We start from the raw sequence: 24,884 nt of genomic DNA, 5'->3' as shown, positions 1-24,884 counted from the left end.
GTGATCGAAGGAGGCGGTGGCCCGTGCGGCCCAGGGACGACCCGCGAGGAGGCCCCGACGGCGAGCCGGGGCGCGGCGCGGGCGGTGACCTGGAGGTGGACGGGCTGCGGGCCGTCGACGCGATCGCCCGGGGCGTGCGCGGCGCGGCGCCCGTCGAGGTGCCGGGGCGGCTGTGCCGGGTGGCCGTGGACCTGCTGCCGGTGACCGGTGCCAGCGTCTCCCTGCGCAGCGACGGCATGCCCGTGCAGCTCAGCGCCAGCAGCGCCGAGGCCGCGCACCTGGCCCACATCCAGGCCACGCTCGGCGACGGCCCCTGCCAGAGCGCGCTGGAGGACGGGGCTCCCGTGCTCGCCTGCGACCTGACCACCGGCCCGGACGCCGGACGCTGGCCGGTCTTCGCGCAGCAGGCCACGGCCGCCGGGGTGCGCGCGGTGTACGCGGTGCCCCTCGGCAACGACTCGGTGTGCGTCGGCACGCTCGACCTGTACCGCGACCGGCCCGGGGGGCTGTCCGAGCAGCAGTTGCACGTCGCCCGCATCGTGGCCGGGGTCATGACCGTGGCCCTGATGGCGCTGCCCCGCGGGGACGAGCCCGAGGTCGCCGGCGGCGAGGCCTGGCTGAGCGGGCTCGGCGCGGACCACGACGCGGTCTACCAGGCCGTCGGCATGATCATGGCGCAGCTGGGGGTCACGGCCGACGAGGCGCTCGCCCGGCTGCGGGCGGACGCCTTCGCGCGCGGCCTCACCGCCCTCGACGCCGCCCGCGACGTGATCACCCACCGCAAGCGCTTCGACCGGGACTGATTCGACCGGGACCGAGGGGCGCGGCAGGACCGCTGCGCGGTCCGCGACGGTCCGCCGCCGGTCAGATCTGCGCCCTTCCCGACTTCCCCAGGTCCGCCAGCCGCTGCGCGCCGACCTGCACGGCGTGCCGTGTGACCTCCTCGTACACCTCGCCGAGGCCGGCGTTGGTGACGGTGACGGCCTGCTCGCCGACGCGGACGCCCGCGATGTCGAAGGTGAGGTAGGTCAGGTCGCCGTCCTCCGTCTCCCCGGCCAGCGTCACCCGCAGGGCCCGCCGGGCGTCCCCGGCCGACGGCAGCGGCAGTTCGGAGACCTGCACCTCCTGCTGGACGCCGCCGGAGGCCGTCGCCGTGAACCGGCCGCACCGGTCCGGCAGCGACCCCAGCCAGTCGAGGGCGCGGTCGGCGTCCGCCGGGCGGTGGACGGCGACCTGGTAGCGCAGCTGGGCGTCGGTCTCGTCGTCGTCGAGCGCCGACTGCGCGCGCGGTCCGCGGGGGGCGCCGAACAGCTCCTCCGTGTAGAGGACGTCCAGCAGCCGCCGGCACTCCGGGTCCTCGGCGGTGCCCTTGAGCAGCCCGTCCCGCCACGTCCGGGCGCCCCGCGTCGGCACCCACGGCTCCCCCAGGTCGGCCTCGGTGACCAGCGCGGCCCGCACCAGCGCCGCGGCGAGGTCGCCGCCGGGAGCGACGGGCTGCTTCCCGGCCGGTGAGGCGCTGGTCGCCGAGGGCGAGACGGTGAACCACCGGGGCCGCGGCTCCTGCTGGAGGGAGCAGCCGGCCGCGGCCGGCAGGACGGTCAGGGACAGCGCGGCGAGCAGGAGGGCACGGGCGGCTGCCGGACAGCGGGTCATCGGGGTGCCTCCTGAGGGCGGGCCGGGGCTCGGCCGGGATCTTCGGTGCTCTCACGGCACCATCGCGCCCGCGCGTCCACCAGCGTGACGGTCCGTCCGGGTGAGGGGGCGGCGCGGGAGCGGTGCGGCGGCGGGCCGGGCCCGGAAAACCCCTCGTCCCGGCACCGCCGTGCCTGTTACGTTCGCGGCATGCAGCGCGTCCAGCCCCAGCCGTCCGCCACGACGACGCCGGAGAGTGTCCCGGCGCGCTGACAGCTGTCGCAGATGTCCGAAGCCCCGGGGCGAGTGCCCCGGGGCTTCGTCGCGCGGTGCTCGCTCCGGAAACCCGTATCCGGAGGAGCCACCGTGCACGACCACCGCCGACTCGGCCGTGAACTCGACCTGTTCGACACCGACCCGCTGATGGGCGCCGGGCTGCCGTACTGGCTGCCCGACGGCGCGATCGTGCGGCACGCCCTGGAGGAGTACGTCCGCGAGGCGGAACGCCGGGCCGGCTACCGGCACGTGTACTCGCCCGTCCTCGGCAAGCGGGAGCTGTACGAGATCTCCGGGCACGGGGAGCACTACGGCGACGACATGTTCCCGCCGATGGCCCTCGGCGCCGAGCAGGTCCTGCTGCGCCCCAGCCTGTGCCCGCACCACGCCCTGATCTACCGCTCCCGCTCCCACAGCTACCGCGAACTGCCGCTGCGCATGGCGGAGCTGGGCGGTATGTACCGCTCGGAGCTGTCCGGGGTGCTCGGCGGGCTGACCCGGGTGCGGGCCATCACCCTCAACGACGCGCACATCTTCTGCACCCCGGAGCAGGCCGCCGAGGAGGCCCGCGCCGCGCTGGAACTGATCGCCCGGGCCTACGCCGACCTGGGCATCACCGCCTCCCGCCACCGGCTGTCCCTGCCGGGGGAGGGCGGCAAGTACGTGGCCGACCCCCAGCTGTGGCGGCGGGCCACCGCCCTGCTCCGCGAGGTCCTGGACGGCTCCGGCATCCCCTACGAGGAGGCCGGGGGCGAGGCCGCCTTCTACGGGCCGAAGATCGACGTCCAGATCACCGACCCGGCCGGACGGGAGGCCACCCTGTCCACCGTCCAGATCGACTTCCACCAGCCCGAACGGTTCGACCTGCACTACATCGGGCCCGACGGGGGCAGGCACCGGCCGGTCATGGTCCACCGCAGCATCATCGGCAGCGTGGAGCGCGCGGTCGCCCACCTGATCGAGGCGCACGGCGGCGCCTTCCCGGTCTGGCTGGCCCCGGTGCAGCTGGTGATCCTGCCCGTCGGGGAGGAGCAGGCCGGGCCCGCCCACGACCTGGCCCGCCGCGCCCTCGGCCTCGGCCTGCGCGCCGAGGTCGCCGGTCCCGACCGGGGCACCCTCGCCGCGCGCGTCCGCGAGGCCCGGCTGGTGCCCTACCAGGCGGTGATCGGCGCCCGGGAGGCCGCCGCCGGGCTGGTGGCACCCCGCCTGCGCGACGGCCGCCGCCCCGGCGCCCTGCCCGCCGGGGACCTGCTGCGCCGGATCGCCGAACGGGCCGGGGCGCGCGGGACCGGCCTGTGGGAGGAGGGCGAGGCGGGCCCCGGACGGTCGTAGGGTCGCCGGTGAGGTCTCGGGCGGTACCAGTGGAAGGAGCCCCGCCGTGACGGACGGTCAGCGCATCCCGGTGATCATCGACTGCGACACCGGCGTCGACGACGCCCTCGCCCTGCTGTTCGCCGTACGGCATCCGGGGCTCGACCTGCGGGCGGTCACCTGCGTGGCCGGGAACACGGACGTCGACGGGGTGGTCCGCAACACCCTGACCGTGCTGGAGCGGGCCGGTGCCGGGGACATCCCCGTCGCCCGGGGCGCCGAGCGGCCCCTCGTCGAGGCGCCGCGCTCGGCCCGGCACGTGCACGGGCACGACGGCATGGGCGACCTGGGCCTGCCGGCCCCCACCCGCCGGCCCGTGGGCGTCGACGCCGTCACCCTGCTGCGGCGCGAGATCCTCGCCTCCCCGCGGCCGGTCACCCTCGTGCCCACCGCGCCCCTGACCAACATCGCGCTGCTGCTGCGCACCCACCCGGAGGTGGTGCGCAACATCGAGCGGATCGTCTTCATGGGCGGCGCGGCGGCGACCGGAAACGCCACACCGGTCGCCGAGTTCAACGTCTGGCACGACCCGGAGGCCGCCGCGATCCTGCTCACCGCCGGGGTCCCGATCACGATGTACGGGCTGGACGTCTTCACCCGGGTCGTCGTCCCGGCGGCGGACGTACGGCGCCTGCGCGCCAGTGGCGAACCCGGGGCGCGGCTGGCCGGGGACCTGCTCGCCCACCGCCCGGCGCATCCCGGCAGCCGGCCCGGCGATCCGTCCGAGACGGCCGGCGGGCTCGGGGACGCGGGTGCGGTGTGTGCGGTCGCCGACCCCGAGGGCCTGACCACGCACCGCCTCCCGGTGGCCGTCTCCCTCGCGCCCGGCCCCACCCGCGGCATGACGATCGTGGACCGCCGCCCCCGCCCCGGCGAGTCCGAACTGCACGAGGGCATCCGCGAACAGGCGTTGGTCGACGTGGGACTGGACGTGGACGTGGACCGCTACGTGAAGCTGTACCTGGCGACGGTCGAGTGATCCCCTCGGCTGCCGGCCGCAGGCCGACTCGGTGGTTCCTTTTTCCGGCATTCTGGACAGATTTAATGCTGTCGCCCGTCCGCCCGGCCAAGGAGACCGCGTGACCGAACGCCCCACCCCCGACCTGTCGTCCCGCGACCCCTACTGGTGGCGGCAGGCCGTCGTCTACCAGGTCTACCCCCGCAGCTTCGCCGACGCCGACGGCGACGGCCTCGGCGACCTGCGCGGCATCACCCAGCGCCTCGGCCACCTCGCCGCCCTGGGCGTGGACGCCCTGTGGCTGAGCCCGTTCTACCCGTCCGAACTCGCCGACGGCGGCTACGACGTCGCCGACCCGCGCGACGTCGACCCGCGCCTGGGCAGCCTGGACGACTTCGACACGCTGGTGGCCGAGGCCCACCGGCTCGGCCTGAAGGTCATCGTCGACATCGTCCCCAACCACTCCTCCCACCAGCACGTGTGGTTCCAGGAGGCCCTAGAGGCCGGGCCCGGGTCACCGGCCCGCGACCGGTACGTCTTCCGCGACGGCCGCGGCGAGCACGGCGAGCTGCCGCCCACCGACTGGCAGTCCGTCTTCGGCGGCAGCGCCTGGAAGCGGGTGCCCGACGGGCAGTGGTACCTGCACCTGTTCGCCCCCGAACAGCCCGACCTCAACTGGGACAACCCCGAGGTCCGCGCCGACTGCCGCACCACCCTGCGCTTCTGGTCCGACCGCGGGGTCGACGGCTTCCGCATCGACGTCGCCCACGCCCTCGTCAAGGACCTCGGCGAACCGCTGCGCGACCTCGGCCGGCCCGAGCTCAGCCGCGAGGAGGCCCTCACCGCGCTGCCGCCCGGCACCCACCCCTTCTACGACCGCGACGAGGTGCACGAGATCTACCGCGACTGGCGCAAGATCTTCGACTCCTACCGGCCGCCCCGGATGGCCGTCGCCGAGGCCTGGGTGCCGGGCGCGCGCCGTGCGCTGTACGCCCGCCCCGACGAACTGGGCCAGGCGTTCAACTTCGAGTACCTGCAGGCGAACTGGGACGCCGAGGAGCTGAGGCGGGTCATCACCGACTCGCTCGACACCGCCCGGGCGGCCGGGGCGTCGGCCACGTGGGTGCTGTCCAACCACGACGTCGTCCGGCACGCCTCGCGCCTGATGCTGCCGCCGGACACCGACCTCAACGCCTGGCTGCTGTCCGGCGGCCACGCGCCGGCCGTCGACCGGGCGGCCGGGCTGCGCCGGGCCCGGGCGGCCACGTTGCTGATGCTGGCGCTGCCCGGCTCGGCGTACGTCTACCAGGGCGAGGAACTGGGACTGCCCGAAGTCGCCGATCTGCCCACCGAGGTGCTCCAGGACCCCATCTGGGAGCAGACGGGGCACGTGCGCAAGGGGCGGGACGGGTGCCGGGTGCCGCTGCCGTGGACGACGACCGGGCCGTCGTACGGCTTCGGGCCGGCCGGGGCGTGGCTGCCGCAGCCGGCCGTCTTCGGGGAGCTCGCCGTCGAGGCGCAGGACGGGGCCGAGGGGTCGACGCTGGAGCTGTACCGGACGGCGCTGAAACTGCGGCGCAAGCTGCTGGAGGGCGAGGAGCTGACGTGGGCTCCGGACGCGCCGGAGGGGGTGCTGCAGTTCGACCGCTGCGAGGGGTGGCGGTGTGTGGCGAACCTGTCCGGGGCGGTGGTGCCGCTGCCGGCCGGTGAGGTGCTGCTGAGCAGCGGGCCGCTGGAGGAGGGGCGGCTGGGGCCGGACACGGTGGTGTGGCTGGGCCGCTGAGTGCTCCGCGGGGTGGGCCGTGAGGTGGGGGGTGGTGGCTGTCGTTTCTCGGGTGCGGCGTCGTTGGGGCTGGTCGCGCAGTTCCCCGCGCCCCTTGGGTCCCGCGCCCCTTGGGGGGTGGTTGTTGGGCCTGGTGGGGGAGCTCCGGGTGTCGGGGGTGCGGTGGGGGCGTGAGGATGGGGCGGAGTGATCTTCGACCGCCCGGAGCCGGACAGGAGCCCCAGCCCGATGAACAGGAACTGGAAGACCGCAGTCGTGGCGGGGGTGCTCGTGACGGGCGCCGCCGCGCTCACGGGGCCGCCCGCGGCGGCCCGCGGCGGCGAGGTGCTGTGGGGAACGGGCGTGATCGTGCCCGGGCGTGAGGGCACCGTGGAGGTCGAGGGGGCCGGACGGGCCGGAGCGGGCGGCGCGGTCACCCTGACCGCGCCGCGCGGCACCCGGGTCACCGGCACCCCGCTCGTCGCCCCCGGCTACCGCGGCTCGGTCGCCGCCGACGGCCGTACGGCCACGTACCGGGTCACGGGCGAAGGGGCCGGCGCCCGTGCGCTCCCCTTCGTGCTGGCGCTGCCCGCGGACGCCGTGCCCGGGACGCGGCTGCGGGACTGCGCGCTGCGGGTCACCGACGCGCGGGGCGTGCGGCGGGCCGCCGGCCGGTGCGTCGTGACCGTGGGCCTGGCCGCGCCGGCGCTGACCCGACCGCTGTCCGGCGTACCGCTGGCCGCCGAGCCGGAGATCTCCGGCACCGCGCACCCGGGCGCCCAGGTCACCGTCAGGGACAAGGACGAGCGTGAGGCCTGCTCGGCCACCGCCGCCGCGGACGGGACGTGGTCGTGCACCCCGGACCCGGCGTCCCTGCCGCCGGGTCCCAACCGGCTCCAGGCGCTCGCCTCCCTGAACGGTGTGAGCGCGACGAGCGAGCAGATCGACATCTCGGTGGCCGGGGCCGGCCGGCAGGCGTGGCGGGCGGTCGGTCGTCAGTAGCGGACCGCGCGGGCGACCACCGCGTCGATCCCGCCGGACAGGTCGTGGGTGCTGCGGGCCGTGGCCGCCGCGGACTCGCCGGGCTGGACGTGGTCCACCGTCACGATGACCGTGTCGACCACACGGCCCCCGTCGGTGAAGTTGACCTGGACGGCGAAGGAGCGGGCGGTGTCGTCCGTGTTGGTGACCGTGACCTCGGCGCGGGCCCGGCCGCCCGGGGTGACGGACGCGGCCGCGACCTTCACGTCCCCCTTCGCGTCGGCACCGTCCTGGATGTCGTCGAGCCGGCGTCCGGCCTCGGCCGTCGCCGACTCCACGGCTTCGGTGGCCTGCGAGGCGATCGACCCGACCGCCGACTCCGCCTTGCGGGCGGTGTCCGCGGGGCTGTCGCCGCTGCAGCCGGTGAGCGCGGCGGCGGCCAGGCCGAGGGCCAGGACCGCGCCTCCCGTCGCCCGGCGCATCCGGTGGCGGGCAGCCATGTCTGTCCTCCCTGGGGTGCGGGGGCGTTGCCGGGGGGCCGCGCGGCCCCCCGGTCTCACGGCATCACGTACGTCCGGAGCCGCCGCCGCCGAAGGATCCGCTGGATCCGGGCGACCAGCGGCGGGGTGTCTGGTCCTTGCCGGTCCTGGTGCTCGCGCGGTGCAGTTCGTGCGGCAGGAGCCGCTGCCCGTCGCGCGTGACGACCGGCACGTCGTCGGGTTCCCGCATCTCCCGTGCCTCGCGGACCGGTCCGGTCTCGGGCAGGCGCGGCTGCTCCTCGGGGGTGGGGTGGTGGGTGTCCTTGTCCATCACCCGCATCCCGACCCGCACGGCCCAGATCAGCGCGCAGGCCACGACCAGGCCGGCGACGAAGGCGATGGTCACGGCGACCGCGTGATCTGACGACGCCGCCAGCGATTCATACGTTGCCGTATTCATGGTCCGATTATCGCCGACGGAATGCGATAAAGCGTCCGGAATGTCCCAAAGCCCTGGTGGGGCCCGTCAGGGAACCCGTTGGAGGTCCCCGTTCGGAGGCCCCGGGAGGCGCGGCGGCGCCACGGCTGGCAGATTGCGGCCAGAGGAGGTCCGGAGCGGGCCGTCGCGTCCCCGCGTGTGCCGCTCGGGAGCCCGCCCCGGACCTCCCACACGATCCGGACGGCGGCGGCCCGCTCTCCCTTCACCGGGAGCGGACCGCCGCCGTTCGGGCGCATCGCGGTTTGCGGAACCTTTACCCGGGGGCAGGGCGTTGGAGGAGTGCGCGCGCTGAGCGGGTGCGCCAGGTGATGCTGACGAAGACCGAGGTGGCGGCAATGGCAGTGTGGGACCGGCTCAAGGACCAGGCGAAGGCTCTGCAGCAGCAGGGGCAGGCCGGGCGTGGTGCGGCGCCCGGCGGGCACGGCGGCGGGGCGCGGTCCGGGGGTGGCGGCAAGGCCCAGCTGATCGGCCTGTTCAAGTCGCAGCTCGGCTCGCTGAAGAACGAGCTGAAGAGCGGGGCGTACCGGGACGCGAGCATGGCGGTGTGCGCCCTGGTCGCCGCGGCGGACGGGCAGGTGGACCCGTCGGAGCGGCAGCAGGTCGAGTCGATGATCCTCGGCAACGACGTGCTGCAGAACTTCCCGCCGGAGCAGCTGCGGCAGCGCTTCAACAAGCACGTCGACCAGCTGACCATGAACTTCCAGCACGGCAAGGCGGAGGCGATGCAGGAGATCGCCAAGGCCGCGAAGAAGCCCACCGAGGCCCGGGCCGTGATCCAGACCGGCATGGTCGTCGCCGGTGCGGACGGTCACTTCTCCCAGGCCGAGGCGTCGGTCCTGCGCGAGGCCTGCGCGGCGCTCGGGCTGTCCCCGGCCGAGTTCCAGCTCTGACCCTGCGCCGGAGCAGGCGCGGCGGACCGCCGTTCAGGGGGCGCGCAGCGCGTCCACGGCGAGGCGGGCCGCCGTGCCGATGACGGCGTCGGCGGCGGGCAGCAGCGCGGCGGTGCGGGCCGTGCGCGTGAAGACGGCGACCGCGTAGCGGCCCCCGTCGGGGTACTCGACGACGCCGACCTCGTTGCGCACGGTCGGCAGGCTGCCCGTCTTGCCCGCGACGTGCACGTCGTCGAAGGGAAAGCCCGAGGCCAGCCGGTGCGGCCACACCTGCAGGCCCAGGACGCGCCGGACGGCCGCCCCGTACGCGGGCGGGAGCGCCTCGTCGCGCCACACCGCCGCGAGCAGCCGCGTCAGGTCGCGCGGGGTGCTGCGGTTGGTGCATGCGGGGTCCAGGGCGCGCAGCCGCGTGACGACGAGCGGGTCCGCCAGGGCCCGGGCGCCCTCGGGGCCGGCGTCCTCCCTGATGGTGGCCAGCAGCTGGCCGAAGGTGTGCACCGCGTACGTGTGCGTGAGGCCGAGGCGGGCCGTGGTGCGGTTGACGGCGTCGAGGCCGACGCGGCCCAGCAGCAGGTCGGCGGCGGCGTTGTCGCTGACGGACATCATCAGGAAGGCCAGGTCGCGCAGGGACAGCCGGGCACCGTCGAGCATCGCGGCGAGCCCCGTCGGCCCGGCCGTGCGCTCCCGCGGCGGGCATTCGACCTGCTCGGTGAGGTCCAGCAGGCCGGCCGCGGCCTGCTCGTGCAGCGTGACGAGCAGGCACAGCTTGTGGACGCTGGCGGTGCACACCGGCCGGTCCGCCCCGGCGTCGAGTTGCGCGCCGGAGTCGATGTCGAGGGCGTGCAGCCACCCGGTGACCCCGGCGTCGGCGAAGGCCGCGTGGATGCGGGCGAGGGCGTCGGTCACAGCCAGTACTCCGAGGCCGGGCGCAGGTGCAGGGGGCGGGCGGGCAGGTCGGGCAGCGCTCCGGCGGTGGTGCGCAGCGCGTGCGTGGTGGCCTCGGCGAACGCCGCGACGGCGGCGTCACCGCGCCCGCCCGGCCAGGCGACCGAGTGCCGCAGCGCCAGGGGCGTACCGCTGAGCGGCCGCCACACGACGCCGGGGGGAGCGGGTGCCCCCGCCTCCGCCGCGGGATCGGGGCGACCGGTGCGCTCCCTGTGATCGGTCCGGTTCGGGTCCGCTTCCGGGGCGGCCGCCCGTCCGGAGCCGGCCCCCGGTCCGTGGCCGCTCACCGCCCCCGAGCCGGCCTCCGCTCGCGCGTCGGCGCCGGGTACGGGGCCGGTCCCCTGGCCGGAGCCGCCCGCCGGTTCCGAGCCGATCCCCCTCCCGGAGCCGCCCGCCGGACCCGAGGCGGTTGCCGGTCCCGGGGCGGTTGCCGGTCCCGGGGCGGTTGCCGGTTCGGCGGCGGCCTCGGGGGCGTGCGCGTCGCGGGGGCTGAAGGCCACCGCCTCCGCCGAGAGCACCAGGCCGCGGACGAAGCTCGCGCCCTGGGCGTGCCGGACGGCGGACGGGGTGTAGCCGTTGCGGGCGCAGGTCGTCAGCAGGTCGTCGTAGACGGCCGGGGCGCCGGCGCGGGGGAAGAGGATCAGGTCGTAGCCGGTCAGGGAGGCCAGGGGCACCTCGGGCAGAGCGGCGGCGGGTGCCCCCGCGGGCAGCAGGACGCCCAGTTCGCGGCGCAGCACCGGGCCGAGCTCCAGGCCCGCCACGTCGCACGGGTGGTGGATCAGCCCGACGTCCAGCTCGTGCGCGGCGAAGCGCTGGAGTTGCTGGGCGGTGGGCAGTTCGTGCAGTTCCAGTTGCAGGCCGGAGGCGGTCGCGGAGAAGCGGGCCAGGAGCGCGGCGACGGTCTCGCCGGAGAGGTCCGGCGGCAGCGCGGCCCGCAGCAGGCCGGTCTCGCCGTCGCGGATCCGGCGGGCCGTGGCGAGCAGTGCCTCCGAGCGGGCGAGGACCTCCCGCGCCTCGTCCAGCAGCAGTGCCCCGGCCTCGGTGAGGGCGACCTGGCGGCTGGTGCGTGCGAAGAGCCGGACGCCGAGGTGCCGCTCCAGGCGCTGGATGCGCTGCGAGAGCGGCGGCTGGGCCATGCCCAGCCGGGCGGCGGCACGGCCGAAGTGTGACTCTTCTGCAACAGCCACGAAGCACTCCAGGTGCCGCACCAGGTCCACGAACAGCAATCATATCGACTGGATATTGATCCGACATCGATAACGGTCTTGGACAGGATCCCCGGCCGCTGCTGGGGTCTGCGTATGGACACTCATGCCGACCACTCCGCTCCCGTCCTCACCCCCGGCGGCCCGCGGCCGCGGCGCAGAGCCCTGCGTGCTGTCACCGCCGGGGTGGTGGTGCTCGCCGTGGCGGCGGGCGGCGCGTGGGCCGCGGGGATCGGGCCGTTCGCCCGGCACACCGGTCCCGACCCGGCCGCCGGCGAGCAGGCCCGCGCGTTCCTGGCCGACTGGGCGGCCGGCCGCGTGCCGAAGGCGGCGGAGCGGACCACCAGCCCCGACACCGCGCGGCGCGTGCTGGACAGCTTCACCGAGGGCCTGGACATCGACGCACCCGCGCTCACGGCCGGGGCCGCGTCCGAGGCCGAGGACGGCACGGTCACCGTCCCCTTCACCGCCCGCATGCCGGTCACCGGCCTCGGCACCTGGACCTACCGGTCCGAACTGCCGCTGCGCGAGCAGCAGGACGGCGTCTGGAAGGTCGACTGGAAGCTGTCCCTGGTCCACCCGCGCCTGAGCGGCACCGAGAAGTTCCGGCTCGAGAGGGAGGACGGCGAGCCACCCGAGGTCGCCGACCGGCAGGGCCGGAAACTGTCCGCCGGCACGTTCCCCTCGCTGGCGCCGCTGATGACCCGGCTGGGCGGGGACGGTGCCGGGGACACCGGCGCGCGCGGGGCGATCCGGCTGGTCGACCGCACCACCGGGAAGGTGCGGCGCACGGAGGCCGCCTTCGGCGCGAAGACGGTCCGTGCGGACGAGGGACCGGTCCGCACCACCCTCGACGCCGACTGGCAGTCCGCCGCCGAGAAGGCCCTCGCCTCGCACGGCGACGGCAGGAACGCCGCGCTCGTCGCCCTGCGCATCGACGACGGCGAGGTCCTGGCCGTGGCCAACTCCCCCTCCGGCGGCTTCAACCGCGCCCTCTCCGGCACCTACGCCCCGGGCTCCACCTGGAAGATCGTCACCACCAGCGCCCTGCTGCTGAAGGGCGCCGTCGCACCGGACGACGTGGTGGACTGCCCCAAGTTCCTCACCGTGGGGAAGAAGTTCCAGAACGTGGAGCTCTCCGAACACCCGGGCGCCACATTCCGCAAGGACTTCACCGAGTCGTGCAACACGGCGTTCATCAGCCTGCGCGACCGGCTCGGCGACGGGGAGCTGGGCGAGGTCGCCCGGACGTACTTCGGCGTCGGCCAGGAGTGGCACGTCGGGGCGCCCACCTACGACGGGTCGGTGCCGGTGCCGAAGGACGAGACCGAGAAGGCCGCGTCGATGATCGGCCAGGGCCGGGTGCAGGCCAACCCGCTGATCATGGCGTCCGTGACGGCGACGGCCGTGTCGGGCAGGTTCCACCAGCCCTCGCTCCTCGCCGGCACCGAGGACACGACCAGGACGGAACCGCTGCCGCCGAAGGTCGTGGGGCAGCTGCGGGAGATGCTGCGCGCCACCGTCACCGGCGGCACGGCGAAGATCCTGTCCGGCCTGCCCGGCGAGGTCGGCGCGAAGACCGGCACGGCCGAGGTCTCCGACGACCAGGACAACAACGGCTGGCTCGTCGCCCACCGGGGGAACGTCGCCGTGGCGTGCGTCGTGGAGGAGGGCGTCACCGGCGGCGGATCGGCCGGTCCGATCGTCCGCAGCCTGCTGGCCGAGGCGCCGGGGGAAGCGCGGTGAGTGGGGAGAATCCCCGTATGACCGCCCGCCCCTCGCCCTCATCCCGCCGCGCCCTCCTGGCCGCCGCGGCCCTGCTGCCGCTCGCCGGGTGCGGCGGCGGGGAGCAGACACCGGCCCGGCCCGGCGGGGCCGCCACGGCCACCGGCAGCGCACCCGAACCGGGCCGCTCCTCGGCACCGGGCCGCTCCCCGGCACGCCGGCTGCGACTGGCCGACCTGGAGCGCGCCTACGGGGCGCGCGTCGGGGTCTGGGCCCTGGCGACCGGCACGGGCGCGAGCGCCGTCCACCGCGCCGGCGAGCGCTTCGCGTTCTGCTCGGTCTTCAAGGCCCTCGCCGCCGCGGCGGTCCTGGACCACCGGACCCTGCACGGCCTGGACCGGCGCATCACCTACACCAGGGCCGACCTGCGTTCCACGACGCCCGTCACCGGCCGGCACGTCGACACCGGCATGACGCTCCGCCGGCTGTGCGACGCCGCCGTCCGGTTCAGCGACGGCACGGCCGGGAACCTGCTGATGCGCGAGATCGGCGGCCCGGCCGCGCTCACCGCCTACCTGCGCCGCCTCGGCGACACTGTCAGCCGCATGGACCACTACGAGCCGGACCTGCACGACGTCCCGCCGGGCGACCCGGCCGACACCACCACCCCGCAGGCGATCGGCACCGACCTACGGCTGCTCCTGCTCGGCACCGCCCTGCCCGCCCGCGAGCGCGCCCTGCTGACGGACTGGCTCTCCCGCAACGCCACCGACGTCGGCGCCCGACGCATCCGGGCGGGTCTGCCCGCCGGCTGGACGGCGGCCGACAAGACCGGCACGGGCGACTGGGGCCCCGCCAACGACGTCGCCGTGCTGCACCCGCCGCGCGCCGAGCCGATCGTCCTGGCCGTGCTGACCGACCGCCCCGGCCGCGGCACCGAGCCCTCCGACGCCCTGGTCGCCGAGGCCACCCGCAGGGCCCTCGCCGCCCTGGGGCGCTGACGCCCGCGCGGGCTATAACGGGGCCATGATCTATCACGCCGTACCGCACGCCGTCTGGCACACCGACACCGGCCGGCCGTACGCGCCCGCCTCCCTCGCCGAGGAGGGCTTCGTGCACTGCTCCCCGGACGAGGCGACGACGCTGGCCGTGGTCGACGCCTTCTACCGGGACGCGCCCCGGCCCCTGCTGGTGCTCGCCCTGGATGAGACGCGGCTGACCGCGCGGGTGGAGCGCGAGGCCGCCGCGCCCGCCCCGCCGCCCGGGGTGGCCGCGGACGTCCTGTTCCCGCACGTCTTCGGCCCGCTCGACCGGGCGGCGGTCGACCACGTCCTCCAGGTGCGGTGGGACGACGAGGGACGGGCGGTGGGGCTGGACCCGACCCGGTGACCGGATGCCCGGACGCTCGACCGGATGCCCGGGTGAGCGTCCGGACGATCGCGTGCGACCGTCGGCCACCTCCGGGCGCACGGCGCCCCCGTCAGTGGCCCGGCGTCCCCTCCCCGTCCGTGGCCGGGCGGGCCGTCGGGGCGACGGGCCGGGCCGGGGTGGGAGTGGCCGACGGGGCACGGGACGGGTCCGCGGGGGTGGGGCGCTCCCCGCGGTCGGGGACACCGGGGCGCGACGGCTCGGCGGAGGCGGTGGGACGGGGGGACTCGGCGGGCGCGTCGGACTGGCGGGGCGCCCGGGACGGGGCGGGCGCGGGAGTCGCCGGCGGGGCCGGGGACGCCGGACCCGGGTCGGGCGGAGCCATGGGAACCGTCGTCCTCGGGGCCGCCGGGGCGTCGGGCGCGGCGAGGCGCAGCGGCAGGGCGACCAGCGCGGCCACCGCGCAGCACACCCCCGCACCCGCCGCCGTGCGCAGCAGGCGCCGGCGGGCCGCCCTGCGCCGGACCACCGCGAACCGGCCGTCGGGCGCGCCGAGGTAGTCGGGCGAGGAGGGCCGCAGCAGCACCGCGAGGGGGTCGTCGGGACCGCACCGCTCGTCGCCCGGGTCGCCGTCAAGCCGTGTGGTCAAGGCTCCTCCTCAGATGGACGCGGAGCAGTTCGCGGGCCGCGTGCAGGTCGGCCTTGACGGTCCCTTCCTTGCGCCCGGTCAGCACGGACACCTCCCGGATCGGCATGTCAGCGTAGTAGTGCAGCAGGATCGGCACGCGCAGCCGTTCGGGCAGCGACTGCACGAGCATCCGCACCGACGGATCGGGCTGGTCCGGGTGCGGACGTACGGCGGCCTCCGAGGTGACGCGGTGCAGGGCCCGGCGTTCGCGCTCCAGCTTGCGCCAGTGGTCGCGGACGAGGTTGGCGGCGGTGACGTAGAGGAAGCCGCGGGGCTCCTCCACCTTCGTCCAGCGGGCCCACAGCCGGGTGAAGGCCTCCGAGGCGATCTCGTGGGCCGTCTCGTCGTCGTCGACGAGGCGGCGGCACCAGCCGGCCAGGCGCGGGTAGAGGGCGGCGAACAGGTCGGACGCCGCCTTCTCACGGGACCGTTTCAACGCTCTCCAGAAGTGGGGGAGTCGGTGCCGGCCGGCGCCGCGAACACGATCACGTTGCCGGCGTAGCCGTCACCGGTACGCGCGCCACCGCACGTGATCAGCCGCAGCTCGGGACGGTCCACGTTTCCGTAGACGTCGTCGACGGGGAACGCGTTCTTGGGGACGGTCCGGACCGCCGTGACGGCGAACCACGCCGCCGTGCCGTTCTCCAGGCGCGCCACGATCCGCTCGCCCCGGCGCAGCCGGGCCAGGTGCCGGAAGACGCCGTCGCCGTACGGGCCGACCGTGACGTGGCCGAGGATCACCGACGGGCCGGTGCTGCCGGGGGTGGGCGAGTGCCGGTACCAGCCGGCCCGGTCGTGGGCCGTCACCGGTGGCACCTCGACGGTGCCGTCGGCCGCCAGGCCCAGCCGGATGACGGGGGTGTCCACGCCGATCGCCGGGATCTGCAGCCGGACCGGCACCGACCGGGCCGCGCCGCGCCGCCGCCCGGCCGGCACCGGCGAGGACCCGGCCCGGGACCCGCCGCCGGCCCGGGACCCGGCGCCGGCCCGGGATCCGCTTCCGGCCCCGCCTCCGGCCTCCGCCTCGGGCCCGGCTGTGCTTCCGGCCCCGCCGGCGGCCTCGGAGGTCCCGGACCCACCGGCGCCCGCCGGCCGGGACGACCCGCCCCCGGGCCCGCCCGCCCCCGGCCCGCCGCACGCCGTCAGCAGCGACACCGCGGCAGCGGTCGTGAACGCGCGCCTGGAGAACGCGGTCATGCCCCGCTCGCCCGGCGGCGCCGTACGACGAGGACCGTGCCGCCGCCGAGGGCGAGCACCGCGGCGGCACCCGCGCCGGCCGCCGTGCCGGTACCGGCCGGGTCCGTGTCCGCCGTCGTGACCCCGGTGTCGGGCGCCCCGCTCGGCACGACCGGCACCTGCCGGTCGGCCGGTGCCCGGGTCGGCTCGGGCCGCGCCGGGGCGGGCCGTGCCGGGGTGGGAGCGGCCGACTCGTCCCGGGGCGCCGGCGCGGCGCTCTCGGCGGGCGCGGCGGTGGGCCGCTCCGCCGCCGGGACGGGGGAGGGGGAGGCCCCGCCCCCGTGGGCGAACGCGGGCCCCGAGCCCACGGCGACGGCGGTGCCGGCCAGGGCCAGCAGGCTGAGAACAGTTCGGCGCATCGAGTCGCACTCCTTCGTCGAGAACGGATCGTGCGCAGAGACGAGGCACCAGGACGCCGGGTTGTAAAGGGACGGCAAAGTCGCCGCGGGGCCCGGGGCCCGGGCCCGGGGCGCCACCCCGGGGGCGGCACGGCGAAAGCCCCGGCCGCCTGCCGCCGTGGCGGGGCGTCCGGGGCTTCCGGGTCGGCCGGTCGGGCGGCCGAGGGCTCGTGCCGCCCGCTCAGCGCGGGGTCGTGCCGAGCAGGTCGTGCTTCTCGTTCACGCCGTTGCGCAGTTCCGCCAGGGTCGTGCCCGTGGGGGCCTTCCTGGGCGTGGCGGCCGGCGGCTGGGTCTCGTCCTCGCAGGTCGTGCCGCGCGCCGGGACCGTGCCGTCGACGAGGTAGCCCGTCACGGCGTCCGTGGCGCAGGCGCTGCGCCCGAACGCGGTGTGCCCCTCGGCCCGGAACGTCAGCAGCCTGCCGTTGTCGAGCTGCCGGGACAGGGCCACGGCGTCCTGGTACGGGGTGTCCGGGTCGCCGGTGGTGCCGAGGACCAGGATCGGCGCGGACCCCTTCGCCCGGAAGGACCCGGCGTAGCGGCTGGGCTTGTCGCCGGTCCACTGGGCGCACGTGGTGGCGTGCTGGTGGTCGTAGAGCGGCGGGCCGTAGGCCAGGGCCGGGCCGAGCAGCGGGGACGCCTCGGCGTTGCGGGTGACCTGCCGCTTCAGCCGGTCCGGGCTGCGCGGGTAGTCCTTGTCGACGCACTCGACCGCGATGTTCGGGTTGAGGAAGTCGTAGCTGGCCGGGGACGGGGGCCGCAGCAGGAAGGACGTGGTGTCCCGCTGCTGCGCCTTGCGCAGGGCCTGACCGAGGGAGGGCCAGATGACCTTGCCCTCGTTGAGGTTGAACATCAGGCGGTAGACGAGGGTGTAGCCGTTGGCCTGGCCGCCGTTGGCGGTCGGCACGGGGTTCGCGTCGAGGTCCGCCTTGAGCTTCTCGAACGCGGCCCGCGGGTCGCCGTCGCCGAAGCCGCAGCCGGCCTGGTCCGTGCGGCACCAGTCGAGGAAGCGGCTCATCGCGCCGTCCAGGGCCCGGTACTGCGGGCGGTCGTAGGCGTAGGGCCGGTGCGCGTAGTGCTGCGGGTCGTAGGCGCCGTCGAGCACCAGGGCGCGGACCCGGTCGGGGAACATCGCCGCGTAGACGGTGCCGATGTAGCTGCCGAACGACCGCCCGTAGTAGGTGAGTTGCTCCTCGCCCAGGGCCTGGCGCAGCAGGTCGATGTCCTGGGCGACGTACCCGGTCCCGATGTACGGCCGCAGGTCGCCCGCCCGGTCCTGGCAGGCCTGGTCGAACGCGGCGCCCTGGCGCACGGCCTCCTCGTAGGCGCCCGGCCCGGGCACGCCCTTGGCGGCCCTGATGGCGGCGGTGTACGTCGCGTCGTCCCAGCACTCCACCTGCGCACTGCGGGCGACGCCCCGTACGTCGTACCCGAAGACGTCGAAGGAGTCCTTCAACCGGGCGGGCAGGTCGTCGTAGTTGTTGCGGACGAAGTCGACGCCGGAGTTGCCCGGTCCTCCCGGCTGGAGGAACAGGGTGCCCTGCTTCCGGCCCTGGTCGGGGGCCTTCTTGCGGATGACCGCGAGGGTGAGCTTCCGGCCCTGCGGATCGCGGTGGTCCAGCGGCACTGCGGCGTCGGCGCACTCGAAGCCGCCCTGGCAGTCGGACCAGGCCAGGTTCGGTACGGCGGGCTGCGCCGGTGCCGGGTCCGGCTGGACGGCCGTCGCCTGGACCCCGCTCCCGGCGACGACGAAGGCGGCCGCGGTGGCCAGGGCGATCCTGATGCGGGGGACGCGTCTGCGCCCCCCGGTGCCGGAACGGCCCGTCATGTGGTCGTGTGTGGTCACTCTTTCTGTTCCCCCTCGGACGGACGTGCCTGCGGGCATGTCCGGATGCCGACGTGTTTCCGCCGCATGTCTAGCCCAATCCGAGAGGGCGCGCGACCGGATCCGGCAACTCCTCGCAGGTATCTGCACATCTCCTGACCGGAGTTGAGCTTCCGGTCAGTCGCGGAGGGACGAAGTCCGGCCGCCGAAGCGGTCGGTGGCCGCCAGCACGGCGCGGGTCGTACGGCCGGACAGGCCGTGGCCCTCGTCGCCGATCAGCACCAGTTCGGCGTCCGGCCACTTCTGCGCCAGCCGCCACGCGACGTCCACGGGCCCGCTGATGTCCAGCCGCCCGTGGACGAGCACGCCGGGGATCCCGGCGAGCCTCCCCGCGTCGCGCAGCAGCACCCCGTCGTCCAGGAAGGCGGCGTGCCGCCAGTAGTGGGTGACGAGGCGGGCGAAGCGCATCCGGAAGCGCGGGTCCTCGAAGCGGGGGTCGGGCCGGTGCCCCGGGTGGGTGGAGACGTGCACGTCCTCCCACCGGCACCACTCCCGGGCGGCCCGCTCCCGTACGGCCGGATCGGGGTCGGCGAGCATCCGGGCGTAGGCGTCCACCAGGCTGCCGTCGCGCTCCGCCTCCGGTACGGCGTCCCGGAACCGGGCCCATGCGGCGGGGAAGATCCGCCCCATGTCCCGTGTCACCCAGTCCACTTCGCGGCGGGTGGTGTTCGTGACGCTGAACAGCACCATCTCGGAGACGGCCCCGGGGTGCCGCTGGGCGTAGGCGAGGGCGAGGGTCACGCCCCAGGAACCGCCGAGGACGAGCCACGTGTCGATGCCGAGGTGCCGTCGCAGCCGCTCGATGTCTGCGACGAGGTGGGATGTGGTGTTGGCGGCGAGCGAGGTGGCCGGGTCGGCGGCGTCGGGGGTGCTGCGGCCGCAGCCGCGCTGGTCGAACAGCACGATCCGGTACGTCCGCGGGTCGAACAGCCGGCGCCAGAACGGCCCCGCACCCGACCCGGGCCCGCCGTGCAGCACGAGGGCGGGCTTGCCCGCCGGATCGCCGCAGGTCTCCCAGTGGACGAGGTTGCCGTCGCCGACGTCGAGCATGCCCTGCTCGTACGGCTCGACGGGCGGATGGAGTTCCCCGCTCACGTCCCTCGCCCTCCCGCCCCGGCGGCGTCCTCGCCGCCCCTCCCGCCGACCTGACAGTGCTGTTAGATTAACAGCGTGACCGGTCACCCCGACCCCTGCGCCGTCGGCACGCTGCTGCGTCACGTCCTGGACCTGCTGGACGGCGACGTGGCCAGGGTCTACGCGGAGCAGGGCGTCCCCGAGTACCGCCCCCGCTTCTCCCCGGCGGTCCGGGCCCTGGTGGCCGAAGGCCCGCTGTCGGTGCGGGACTTGGCGGCGGCCACGGGCGTCACGCACTCGGCGGCGAGCCAGACGGCCGCCCAGATGGCCCGCGCGGGCCTGGTCACCCACACCCCCGACCCCGCCGACGGTCGCCGCCGGCTGGTGGGCCTCACCGCGAAGGCCCGGGCGCTGCTCCCGCGCATCGAGGCGGAATGGGAGGCGACGAGGACGGCGATGGCGGAGCTGGACGCGGAACTCTCCCTGCCGCTGGCCCGGGTGCTGACGGAGGTGGCGGAGGCGGTCACCCGCCGCCCGTTCCGCGACCGCATCGCCTCGGCGCAGGAGCGGCACGGCTGAGCGGCGGGCCGCCCAGGGCGTCGAGCGGGGTGACCGCGCCGGCGGGAGCGCTCATACCCACCTTTTTGTGCGTACTTGGCAGGGCGCGGCCCTGCGGGGAGTCTGGTGAGCGGAGGCCGCCGGCGCTGAGGGCACGAGGAAGGACGGAGGTGGGCAGCGCTCAGGACACCGGCCGGCCGGCGTCGGTGAGCCGTTCCAGGCGGCGGTGCCCCCAGTCGGACAACGGGGCCAGCGCGTCGGAGAGTTCGCGGCCGAACGCGGTCAGGGAGTAGACCGTCTTCGGCGGCAGCACGTCGTACACCCGCCGGTGCACCAGCCCGTCCTCCTCCATCTCCCGCAGCGCCTCGGTGAGCACCTTCTCGGTGAGGCCGGGCAGCTTGCGGCGCAGTTCCGCCGGCCGGTGCGCGCCCGACTCCAGCAGCCACAGCAGGGCCGTCTTCCACTTGCCGTCGATCACGGCGATCGCGGCGGTCACCCCGCACACGTCCGTGTCCTGGCGTCGGCGCGTCATCCGGACCCCGTTCCCGTTCCCAAGTTCCCGAGGAGTTCCCCCGTGTCCACGTACAGCACGTCCGCGTCCCCCGCGCATTCCGCCTCCCCGCTCCCCGCCCCCGACGGCGGCACCGTCACGGTCCTCGGCCTGGGGCCGATGGGCCGCGCCCTGGCCGGGGCGTTCCTGGCGGCGGGCCTGCGCACCACCGTCTGGAACCGCACCCCGGGCCGCGAACGCGACCTCCTCGAGCGGGGCGCGCGGGGTGCCGGGACGGTGGCGGAGGCGGTGTCGGCCAGTGCCGTGACCGTCGTCTGCGTGGTCGACTACGACGCCGCCGACGCCGTCCTGCGCCAGGACGGGGCCGCCGCCGCGCTCCGGGGCCGTACGGTCGTGAACCTGACCGCCGACACCCCGGCCCGGGCCCGCTCCACCGCCGCCTGGGCCGCCGCGCACGGCGTCCGCTACCTCGACGGCGCGATCATGACGCCGACCGACACCATCGGCACGGCCGGCGCGGTCCTGCTGTACAGCGGACCGCCGGACCTGTACGAGGAGACGGCCCCGGTGCGCAGGGCGCTGGGCGGCAGCCAGACCCACCTCGGCGAGGACGTGGGCCGGGCCGCCGCCTACGACATCGCCCTGCTGGACATCTTCTGGACGGCGATGGCGGGGTACGCGCACGCGGTGGCCCTGGCCCGGGCGGAGGGCGTCACCGCGAGCGAACTGGCGCCGTTCGCCCAGGGCATCGGGGCGATCCTGCCGCCGGTGTTCGCGCAGACCGCCGCGGACGCCGACGCCGGCACCTACAGCGGCGAGGGCAACCCGCTGACCTCGGCCGTGTCGTCGATGGCCCACATCGTGCACGTCTCGGAGGAGCACGGCATCGACGCGGGCGTCATGCGCGCGGCCGAGGGCATGGCCCGCCGCGCCGTCGGCCTCGGCCACGGCGGCGATGGCTTCCTCCGCGTCGCGGAGGTCATCGGCCGCCGGTGACGACGGGCGCGGTGCTCCCCTGCGCCACCGGCCGCCTCGCGACCGCCGAGCCGCCCGGGCCCCGGCCGGGGCCCGGGCCCGGGCTCAGCGGCGGCGCCGGCGGGACGGGCCGCCGCGGCGGGCGCCCTGGGCGGAGCCCGTGCGGGCGGGGCGGTTCGCGGCGGGCGGCGGGGTGAGGACGACCGGCACGCCGGACGGCTCCCGCGCGCCGGTGATGCGGCTCAGCTCCGCCTCGTCGGGGCGGACCCGGGTGACCTGCGGGGTGATGCCCGCGTCGGCCATCAGCCGGTTCATCTCGCGCCGCTGGTGCGGCAGGACCAGCGTCACGACGGTGCCGGACTCGCCGGCCCGGGCCGTACGGCCGCCGCGGTGCAGGTAGTCCTTGTGGTCGCCGGGCGGATCCACGTTGACCACGAGGTCCAGGTTGTCGACGTGGATGCCGCGGGCCGCCACGTTGGTCGCCACCAGGACCGTGACCTGTCCGTCCTTGAAGCGCTCCAGGGTCTTGGTGCGCTGCGACTGGGTCTTGCCGCCGTGCAGCGCCGAGGCGCGCACGCCGACCGCGAGCAGCTTCTTCGCCAGCCGGTCGGCGGCGTGCTTGGTGTCCAGGAACATGATCACCCGGCCGTCGCGGGCGGCGATCCGGGTCGTCGTGGCGTGCTTGTCGTCGTCCTCGACGTGCAGCAGGTGGTGATCCATCGTGCTGACCGCGCCCGCGGACGGGTCGACCGAGTGCACCACCGGGTCGTGCAGGTACGTGCGGACCAGCTTGTCGACGTTGCGGTCCAGGGTCGCCGAGAACAGCATCCGCTGACCTCCGGGACGCACCTGGTCGAGCAGCGCGGTGACCTGCGGCATGAAGCCCATGTCGGTCATCTGGTCGGCCTCGTCCAGCACGGTCACACCGACCTGGTCCAGCTTGCAGTCGCCCCGGTCCAGGAGGTCCTTCAGACGGCCGGGCGTGGCGACGACGACCTCGGCGCCGGAGCGCAGGGCGTGCGCCTGCCGGCCGATCGACAGGCCGCCGACCACCGTGGCGAGCCGGATGCGCAGCGCGCGGGCGAACGGGGTGAGGGCGTCGGTGACCTGCTGGGCCAGCTCCCGCGTGGGCACCAGGACCAGCGCCAGCGGCTGCCGCGGCTCGGCGCGCGTGCCGTCGATCCGGGCCAGCAGGGCGAGACCGAAGGCGAGCGTCTTGCCCGAGCCGGTGCGGCCGCGGCCGAGGACGTCCCGGCCGGCCAGCGAGTTCGGCAGGGTCGCCGCCTGGATCGGGAAGGGCGCGGTCATGCCCTCGGCGGCCAGCGCGGTGAGCAGCGGCGCGGGCAGGTCGAGGTCGGCGAACGCCTCGACGGCCGGGAGGGCGGGGGTGACGGTGACGGGAGCGGCGAACTCCCGGGTGCCGGCCGGGCGGCGGCCGCCGCCGGAGCGGGGCGCGGGGGCGCGGCCCGTGTTCTTGCGGGCGCGGTTCCCGTGGTCGCGGGAGCGGGTGGGATTGTTCCTGCGAGCGGTGCGGTCCATGGGGGAGCCTTCCTCGATGCGGCACGTATCGGGGAATGCACGACGGCGCCGGAGGGCCGCGGATTCGCAAGAGCGAGCCGGAACGGACGAAACGAACCGGGGCCCGCACCGCAGGGGTGCGGGCCCCGGTCAGGGCATGCGCGTCAGCGTCAGGCGGGAACGATGTTCTCGGCCTGCGGGCCCTTCTGGCCCTGCGTGACGTCGAAGGTCACCTTCTGGCCTTCCTGGAGCTCACGGAAGCCCGAGGTGGCGATGTTCGAGTAGTGGGCGAAGACGTCGGGGCCGCCGCCCTCCTGCTCGATGAAGCCGAAGCCCTTTTCCGAGTTGAACCACTTCACGGTGCCGGTAGCCATATGAATCTCCCTTGAGGGCAGTACTCAGATCCGCACCTCGCGGACCCGTAGTCGCCGAAATGATCACCCTGTGGAGAGATCCGAAAATCCTCGGAAACAAAAAGAGTGCTCGTCGACGGAGGTCGAAAGAGCACTCGAAGTCTCTGGGAACCAAAACTGCAACGTCATCGAAGGTAGCACAGGCGTCGGCACACGGCCCGGGTTTGTCGTACCCGTGGCTGATCCTCAACCCTGCTTCCCCTGGGGTCCGAGTACCGCGGATGGACGGCAGCCGTACGGCCAGGGGACGGCAGGCGAACGGACACGCCGGGCGGATGATCGACACCGGATCGGGGGTCGTTCCGCCGTGGCCGAATTCTGTATCGCGCCGGCCGCTGCGGGGCTGGGCGCCCCCGGTCACGGACGGCCGTACACCGCGACCATGATCTTCTCCGCGACCCGGTTCATGTCCTGACCCTTGGCGTCGGTGGAGTTGACGCTGTAGACGAGGGTGCGCGAGCCGTCGCGGGTGGAGCCGATCGCCGCGTTGTAGCCCCAGCGGCCGCCCGTCTTCCCCCACACCTCCCGGCCGCCGAGGACCGTCCTGGACAGCCCGGCGGAGTGGGCGGCGGGCCTGCCGGTCGCGGCGTCGGTGACGCGGGGCACCGTGAACATCTCCCGCAGCACCGGCCCGCGCACGACCCGCCCCCGGAAGAGGGCGGTGGTGAACCGCTCCAGGTCGGCGGTGGTCGAGACGATGTCCCCGGCCGCCCAGGCGTCCGTGGCCCCCCACACCGTCACGTCGCGCAGCCCGGTCGTGCCGTCGTCGAGGCGCATCCGCTGGTAGCCGTGGTTGTGCGGCCCCGTGATGCGCGGGTCGGCCCCCGGGAAGTACGTGCCCCGCAGCCCCAGCGGCCGGAGCACCCGGCGGGCGACCTGGTGCTCGTAGGTGTCCCCGGTGACGTGCTCGACGAGGAGGCCGGCGAGCGTGTACCCGATGTTGAGGTAGTGCTGCCGCTCGCCCGGTGCGAACTCGCGCTCCTTCGCCAGCGCCGCCCGCACCGTCTCCCGGGGGTCGTGGATCCGGAACCGGTCCGCGTACCGCTCCTCGACCGTCCCGCCCGGCACGCCGGCGGCCGGTATCCCGTGCGTGTGGTTCAGCAGCTGCCGCACGGTGACGCCCTCGTACGCCGCCGGGACCAGGCCGGGGAGGTAGGAGCGGACGCTGCGGCCGAGGTCCAGCCTCCCCTCGGCGGCCAGCTGGAGGACGACCGCGGCGGTGAACACCTTCGTCACCGACCCGGCGCGGAACCGCCCGGCGGGGTCGGCCGGGCGCCCGGACAGCAGGTCGTGCACCCCCGCACTGCCCTGCCAGGCGCCCTCCTCGCCCCGGACCCGGACGAGCGCCGCCGTCGCGTCGCCGTCCGGCAGACCGGCGAGGGCGGCCTCCAGGGCGGGGTACGGGGCGGAGCGCGGGGCCGGGGCGGCCGCCACGGCGGCGGGCGCGGACGCGGCGGCCGGCAGGGCGGGCGGTCCGGCCACCGCCCCGGCGACGAGGGCGGCGAGCAGGCTGATGCGGACGTTCACGGGCAACTCCGGT

General features: G+C 75.6%; 26 protein-coding genes. 11 read left to right on the top strand and 15 right to left on the bottom strand.

Annotation, left to right across the window (positions count from 1 at the left end; all coding sequences use genetic code 11):
• The first annotated feature begins 23 nt into the window (after positions 1–23).
• Positions 24–803 (top strand): GAF and ANTAR domain-containing protein, encoded by a 780-nt coding sequence (locus ACFYWG_RS25690; protein ID WP_383499832.1) that lies wholly within the window; start codon positions 24–26, stop codon positions 801–803.
• Positions 804–864: 61 nt separating this feature from the next.
• Here the strand turns inward: ACFYWG_RS25690 and ACFYWG_RS25685 are convergent, their stop codons facing one another.
• On the bottom strand, positions 865–1,653 hold the full coding sequence (locus tag ACFYWG_RS25685) for a hypothetical protein (protein WP_385411807.1): 789 nt from the start codon (positions 1,651–1,653) through the stop codon (positions 865–867).
• 345 nt (positions 1,654–1,998) lie between these two features.
• On the opposite strand from ACFYWG_RS25685, the gene thrS reads away from it, so the two are divergent.
• The 4 genes from thrS to ACFYWG_RS25665 all read left to right on the top strand — a co-directional run bounded on the left by thrS (position 1,999) and on the right by ACFYWG_RS25665 (position 7,001).
• Positions 1,999–3,240 carry a threonine--tRNA ligase gene (gene thrS / locus ACFYWG_RS25680; RefSeq protein WP_389203830.1) on the top strand — a complete coding sequence of 414 codons (1,242 nt, stop codon included), beginning with the start codon at positions 1,999–2,001 and terminating at the stop codon, positions 3,238–3,240.
• A 46-nt stretch (positions 3,241–3,286) separates the two neighbouring features.
• Positions 3,287–4,258: a nucleoside hydrolase gene (locus tag ACFYWG_RS25675; RefSeq protein ID WP_389203828.1), complete on the top strand. Its 972-nt coding sequence runs from the start codon at positions 3,287–3,289 to the stop codon at positions 4,256–4,258.
• Between the two features lie 100 nt (positions 4,259–4,358).
• On the top strand, positions 4,359–6,020 hold the full coding sequence (locus ACFYWG_RS25670; RefSeq protein WP_383499844.1) for a glycoside hydrolase family 13 protein: 1,662 nt from the start codon (positions 4,359–4,361) through the stop codon (positions 6,018–6,020).
• A gap of 228 nt (positions 6,021–6,248) precedes the next feature.
• Positions 6,249–7,001 carry an Ig-like domain-containing protein gene (locus tag ACFYWG_RS25665; protein WP_389203826.1) on the top strand — a complete coding sequence of 251 codons (753 nt, stop codon included), beginning with the start codon at positions 6,249–6,251 and terminating at the stop codon, positions 6,999–7,001.
• Here ACFYWG_RS25665 and ACFYWG_RS25660 read toward each other — a convergent pair.
• Entirely contained in the window at positions 6,995–7,480 is a 486-nt protein-coding gene (locus ACFYWG_RS25660; protein ID WP_389203824.1) for a hypothetical protein, read from the bottom strand. The genes ACFYWG_RS25665 and ACFYWG_RS25660 overlap by 7 nt on opposite strands.
• A 64-nt stretch (positions 7,481–7,544) precedes the next feature.
• A complete protein-coding gene (locus ACFYWG_RS25655; protein ID WP_383499852.1) occupies positions 7,545–7,919 on the bottom strand; it encodes a DUF6479 family protein in 375 nt (124 codons plus the stop codon).
• Positions 7,920–8,293: 374 nt separating this feature from the next.
• Here ACFYWG_RS25655 and ACFYWG_RS25650 point away from each other — a divergent pair, with 374 nt between their 5' ends.
• Entirely contained in the window at positions 8,294–8,848 is a 555-nt protein-coding gene (locus tag ACFYWG_RS25650; RefSeq protein ID WP_376326557.1) for a tellurite resistance TerB family protein, read from the top strand.
• Between the two features lie 33 nt (positions 8,849–8,881).
• Here the strand turns inward: ACFYWG_RS25650 and ACFYWG_RS25645 are convergent, their stop codons facing one another.
• Positions 8,882–9,754, bottom strand: coding sequence for a serine hydrolase (locus ACFYWG_RS25645; RefSeq protein WP_389203821.1), 873 nt, complete (start codon positions 9,752–9,754; stop codon positions 8,882–8,884).
• Positions 9,751–10,980, bottom strand: coding sequence for a LysR substrate-binding domain-containing protein (locus tag ACFYWG_RS25640; protein WP_389203819.1), 1,230 nt, complete (start codon positions 10,978–10,980; stop codon positions 9,751–9,753). Before ACFYWG_RS25640 ends, ACFYWG_RS25645 begins: the two co-directional genes overlap by 4 nt.
• A gap of 114 nt (positions 10,981–11,094) precedes the next feature.
• On the opposite strand from ACFYWG_RS25640, the gene ACFYWG_RS25635 reads away from it, so the two are divergent.
• From ACFYWG_RS25635 to ACFYWG_RS25625, 3 genes are read left to right on the top strand one after another with little or no spacing between them, the layout of a single operon-like run.
• The gene (locus ACFYWG_RS25635) at positions 11,095–12,744 is read left to right on the top strand and encodes a penicillin-binding transpeptidase domain-containing protein (protein ID WP_389203817.1); all 1,650 of its coding nucleotides are present in this window, start codon (positions 11,095–11,097) and stop codon (positions 12,742–12,744) included.
• Between the two features lie 17 nt (positions 12,745–12,761).
• Positions 12,762–13,724 (top strand): class A beta-lactamase, encoded by a 963-nt coding sequence (gene bla / locus ACFYWG_RS25630; RefSeq protein WP_389203815.1) that lies wholly within the window; start codon positions 12,762–12,764, stop codon positions 13,722–13,724.
• A 25-nt stretch (positions 13,725–13,749) separates the two neighbouring features.
• Positions 13,750–14,112 (top strand): DUF952 domain-containing protein, encoded by a 363-nt coding sequence (locus ACFYWG_RS25625; RefSeq protein ID WP_376326564.1) that lies wholly within the window; start codon positions 13,750–13,752, stop codon positions 14,110–14,112.
• Positions 14,113–14,203: 91 nt separating this feature from the next.
• Here the strand turns inward: ACFYWG_RS25625 and ACFYWG_RS25620 are convergent, their stop codons facing one another.
• The 6 genes from ACFYWG_RS25620 to pip all read right to left on the bottom strand — a co-directional run bounded on the left by ACFYWG_RS25620 (position 14,204) and on the right by pip (position 19,390).
• The gene (locus tag ACFYWG_RS25620; RefSeq protein ID WP_389203813.1) at positions 14,204–14,740 is read right to left on the bottom strand and encodes a hypothetical protein; all 537 of its coding nucleotides are present in this window, start codon (positions 14,738–14,740) and stop codon (positions 14,204–14,206) included.
• On the bottom strand, positions 14,724–15,215 hold the full coding sequence (locus ACFYWG_RS25615) for an RNA polymerase sigma factor (RefSeq protein ID WP_376326568.1): 492 nt from the start codon (positions 15,213–15,215) through the stop codon (positions 14,724–14,726). Before ACFYWG_RS25615 ends, ACFYWG_RS25620 begins: the two co-directional genes overlap by 17 nt.
• Positions 15,212–15,976 (bottom strand): class F sortase, encoded by a 765-nt coding sequence (locus ACFYWG_RS25610; protein ID WP_389203810.1) that lies wholly within the window; start codon positions 15,974–15,976, stop codon positions 15,212–15,214. Before ACFYWG_RS25610 ends, ACFYWG_RS25615 begins: the two co-directional genes overlap by 4 nt.
• Positions 15,973–16,374, bottom strand: coding sequence for a sortase-dependent protein (locus ACFYWG_RS25605; protein WP_385411843.1), 402 nt, complete (start codon positions 16,372–16,374; stop codon positions 15,973–15,975). Before ACFYWG_RS25605 ends, ACFYWG_RS25610 begins: the two co-directional genes overlap by 4 nt.
• 220 nt (positions 16,375–16,594) lie before the next feature.
• Positions 16,595–18,238 (bottom strand): alpha/beta hydrolase, encoded by a 1,644-nt coding sequence (locus ACFYWG_RS25600; RefSeq protein WP_383500050.1) that lies wholly within the window; start codon positions 18,236–18,238, stop codon positions 16,595–16,597.
• A gap of 174 nt (positions 18,239–18,412) precedes the next feature.
• On the bottom strand, positions 18,413–19,390 hold the full coding sequence (pip, locus tag ACFYWG_RS25595) for a prolyl aminopeptidase (RefSeq protein WP_389203808.1): 978 nt from the start codon (positions 19,388–19,390) through the stop codon (positions 18,413–18,415).
• A 75-nt stretch (positions 19,391–19,465) separates the two neighbouring features.
• On the opposite strand from pip, the gene ACFYWG_RS25590 reads away from it, so the two are divergent.
• Positions 19,466–19,948, top strand: coding sequence for a MarR family winged helix-turn-helix transcriptional regulator (locus ACFYWG_RS25590; protein WP_385411849.1), 483 nt, complete (start codon positions 19,466–19,468; stop codon positions 19,946–19,948).
• A 160-nt stretch (positions 19,949–20,108) separates the two neighbouring features.
• Here ACFYWG_RS25590 and ACFYWG_RS25585 read toward each other — a convergent pair whose 3' ends face one another.
• Positions 20,109–20,459 carry a winged helix-turn-helix transcriptional regulator gene (locus tag ACFYWG_RS25585; RefSeq protein WP_376326576.1) on the bottom strand — a complete coding sequence of 117 codons (351 nt, stop codon included), beginning with the start codon at positions 20,457–20,459 and terminating at the stop codon, positions 20,109–20,111.
• Positions 20,460–20,501: 42 nt separating this feature from the next.
• On the opposite strand from ACFYWG_RS25585, the gene ACFYWG_RS25580 reads away from it, so the two are divergent.
• On the top strand, positions 20,502–21,434 hold the full coding sequence (locus ACFYWG_RS25580) for an NAD(P)-dependent oxidoreductase (RefSeq protein WP_389203805.1): 933 nt from the start codon (positions 20,502–20,504) through the stop codon (positions 21,432–21,434).
• Positions 21,435–21,518: 84 nt separating this feature from the next.
• Here ACFYWG_RS25580 and ACFYWG_RS25575 read toward each other — a convergent pair whose 3' ends face one another.
• From ACFYWG_RS25575 to ACFYWG_RS25565, 3 genes are all read right to left on the bottom strand, one after another.
• Positions 21,519–22,952 (bottom strand): DEAD/DEAH box helicase, encoded by a 1,434-nt coding sequence (locus tag ACFYWG_RS25575; protein WP_376326579.1) that lies wholly within the window; start codon positions 22,950–22,952, stop codon positions 21,519–21,521.
• A 149-nt stretch (positions 22,953–23,101) separates the two neighbouring features.
• Positions 23,102–23,305, bottom strand: a complete 204-nt coding sequence (locus ACFYWG_RS25570) for a cold-shock protein (protein WP_003991681.1) — start codon at positions 23,303–23,305, stop codon at positions 23,102–23,104.
• A gap of 396 nt (positions 23,306–23,701) precedes the next feature.
• Positions 23,702–24,871 carry a serine hydrolase domain-containing protein gene (locus ACFYWG_RS25565; protein WP_389203803.1) on the bottom strand — a complete coding sequence of 390 codons (1,170 nt, stop codon included), beginning with the start codon at positions 24,869–24,871 and terminating at the stop codon, positions 23,702–23,704.
• Positions 24,872–24,884 lie beyond the last annotated feature (13 nt).

Origin of the sequence: Streptomyces sp. NPDC003456, assembly GCF_042878735.1 — a bacterium.
Classification (GTDB): domain Bacteria; phylum Actinomycetota; class Actinomycetes; order Streptomycetales; family Streptomycetaceae; genus Streptomyces.
The sequence above is the reverse complement of the archived record's forward strand: the minus strand, read 5'-3'. Positions and strand labels throughout refer to the sequence as shown.

Bases quoted from the DNA above. Each gene is read 5' to 3' on its own strand.
- ACFYWG_RS25685 (WP_385411807.1), bottom strand. From the start codon at position 1,653: ATGACCCGCTGTCCGGCAGCCGCCCGTGCCCTCCTGCTCGCCGCGCTG.
- ACFYWG_RS25665 (WP_389203826.1), top strand. From the start codon at position 6,249: ATGAACAGGAACTGGAAGACCGCAGTCGTGGCGGGGGTGCTCGTGACG.
- ACFYWG_RS25660 (WP_389203824.1), bottom strand. From the start codon at position 7,480: ATGGCTGCCCGCCACCGGATGCGCCGGGCGACGGGAGGCGCGGTCCTG.
- ACFYWG_RS25655 (WP_383499852.1), bottom strand. From the start codon at position 7,919: ATGAATACGGCAACGTATGAATCGCTGGCGGCGTCGTCAGATCACGCG.
- ACFYWG_RS25650 (WP_376326557.1), top strand. From the start codon at position 8,294: ATGGCAGTGTGGGACCGGCTCAAGGACCAGGCGAAGGCTCTGCAGCAG.
- ACFYWG_RS25635 (WP_389203817.1), top strand. From the start codon at position 11,095: ATGGACACTCATGCCGACCACTCCGCTCCCGTCCTCACCCCCGGCGGC.
- bla (WP_389203815.1), top strand. From the start codon at position 12,762: ATGACCGCCCGCCCCTCGCCCTCATCCCGCCGCGCCCTCCTGGCCGCC.
- ACFYWG_RS25625 (WP_376326564.1), top strand. From the start codon at position 13,750: ATGATCTATCACGCCGTACCGCACGCCGTCTGGCACACCGACACCGGC.
- ACFYWG_RS25610 (WP_389203810.1), bottom strand. From the start codon at position 15,976: ATGACCGCGTTCTCCAGGCGCGCGTTCACGACCGCTGCCGCGGTGTCG.
- ACFYWG_RS25605 (WP_385411843.1), bottom strand. From the start codon at position 16,374: ATGCGCCGAACTGTTCTCAGCCTGCTGGCCCTGGCCGGCACCGCCGTC.
- ACFYWG_RS25600 (WP_383500050.1), bottom strand. From the start codon at position 18,238: ATGACGGGCCGTTCCGGCACCGGGGGGCGCAGACGCGTCCCCCGCATC.
- ACFYWG_RS25585 (WP_376326576.1), bottom strand. From the start codon at position 20,459: ATGACGCGCCGACGCCAGGACACGGACGTGTGCGGGGTGACCGCCGCG.
- ACFYWG_RS25575 (WP_376326579.1), bottom strand. From the start codon at position 22,952: ATGGACCGCACCGCTCGCAGGAACAATCCCACCCGCTCCCGCGACCAC.
- ACFYWG_RS25570 (WP_003991681.1), bottom strand. From the start codon at position 23,305: ATGGCTACCGGCACCGTGAAGTGGTTCAACTCGGAAAAGGGCTTCGGC.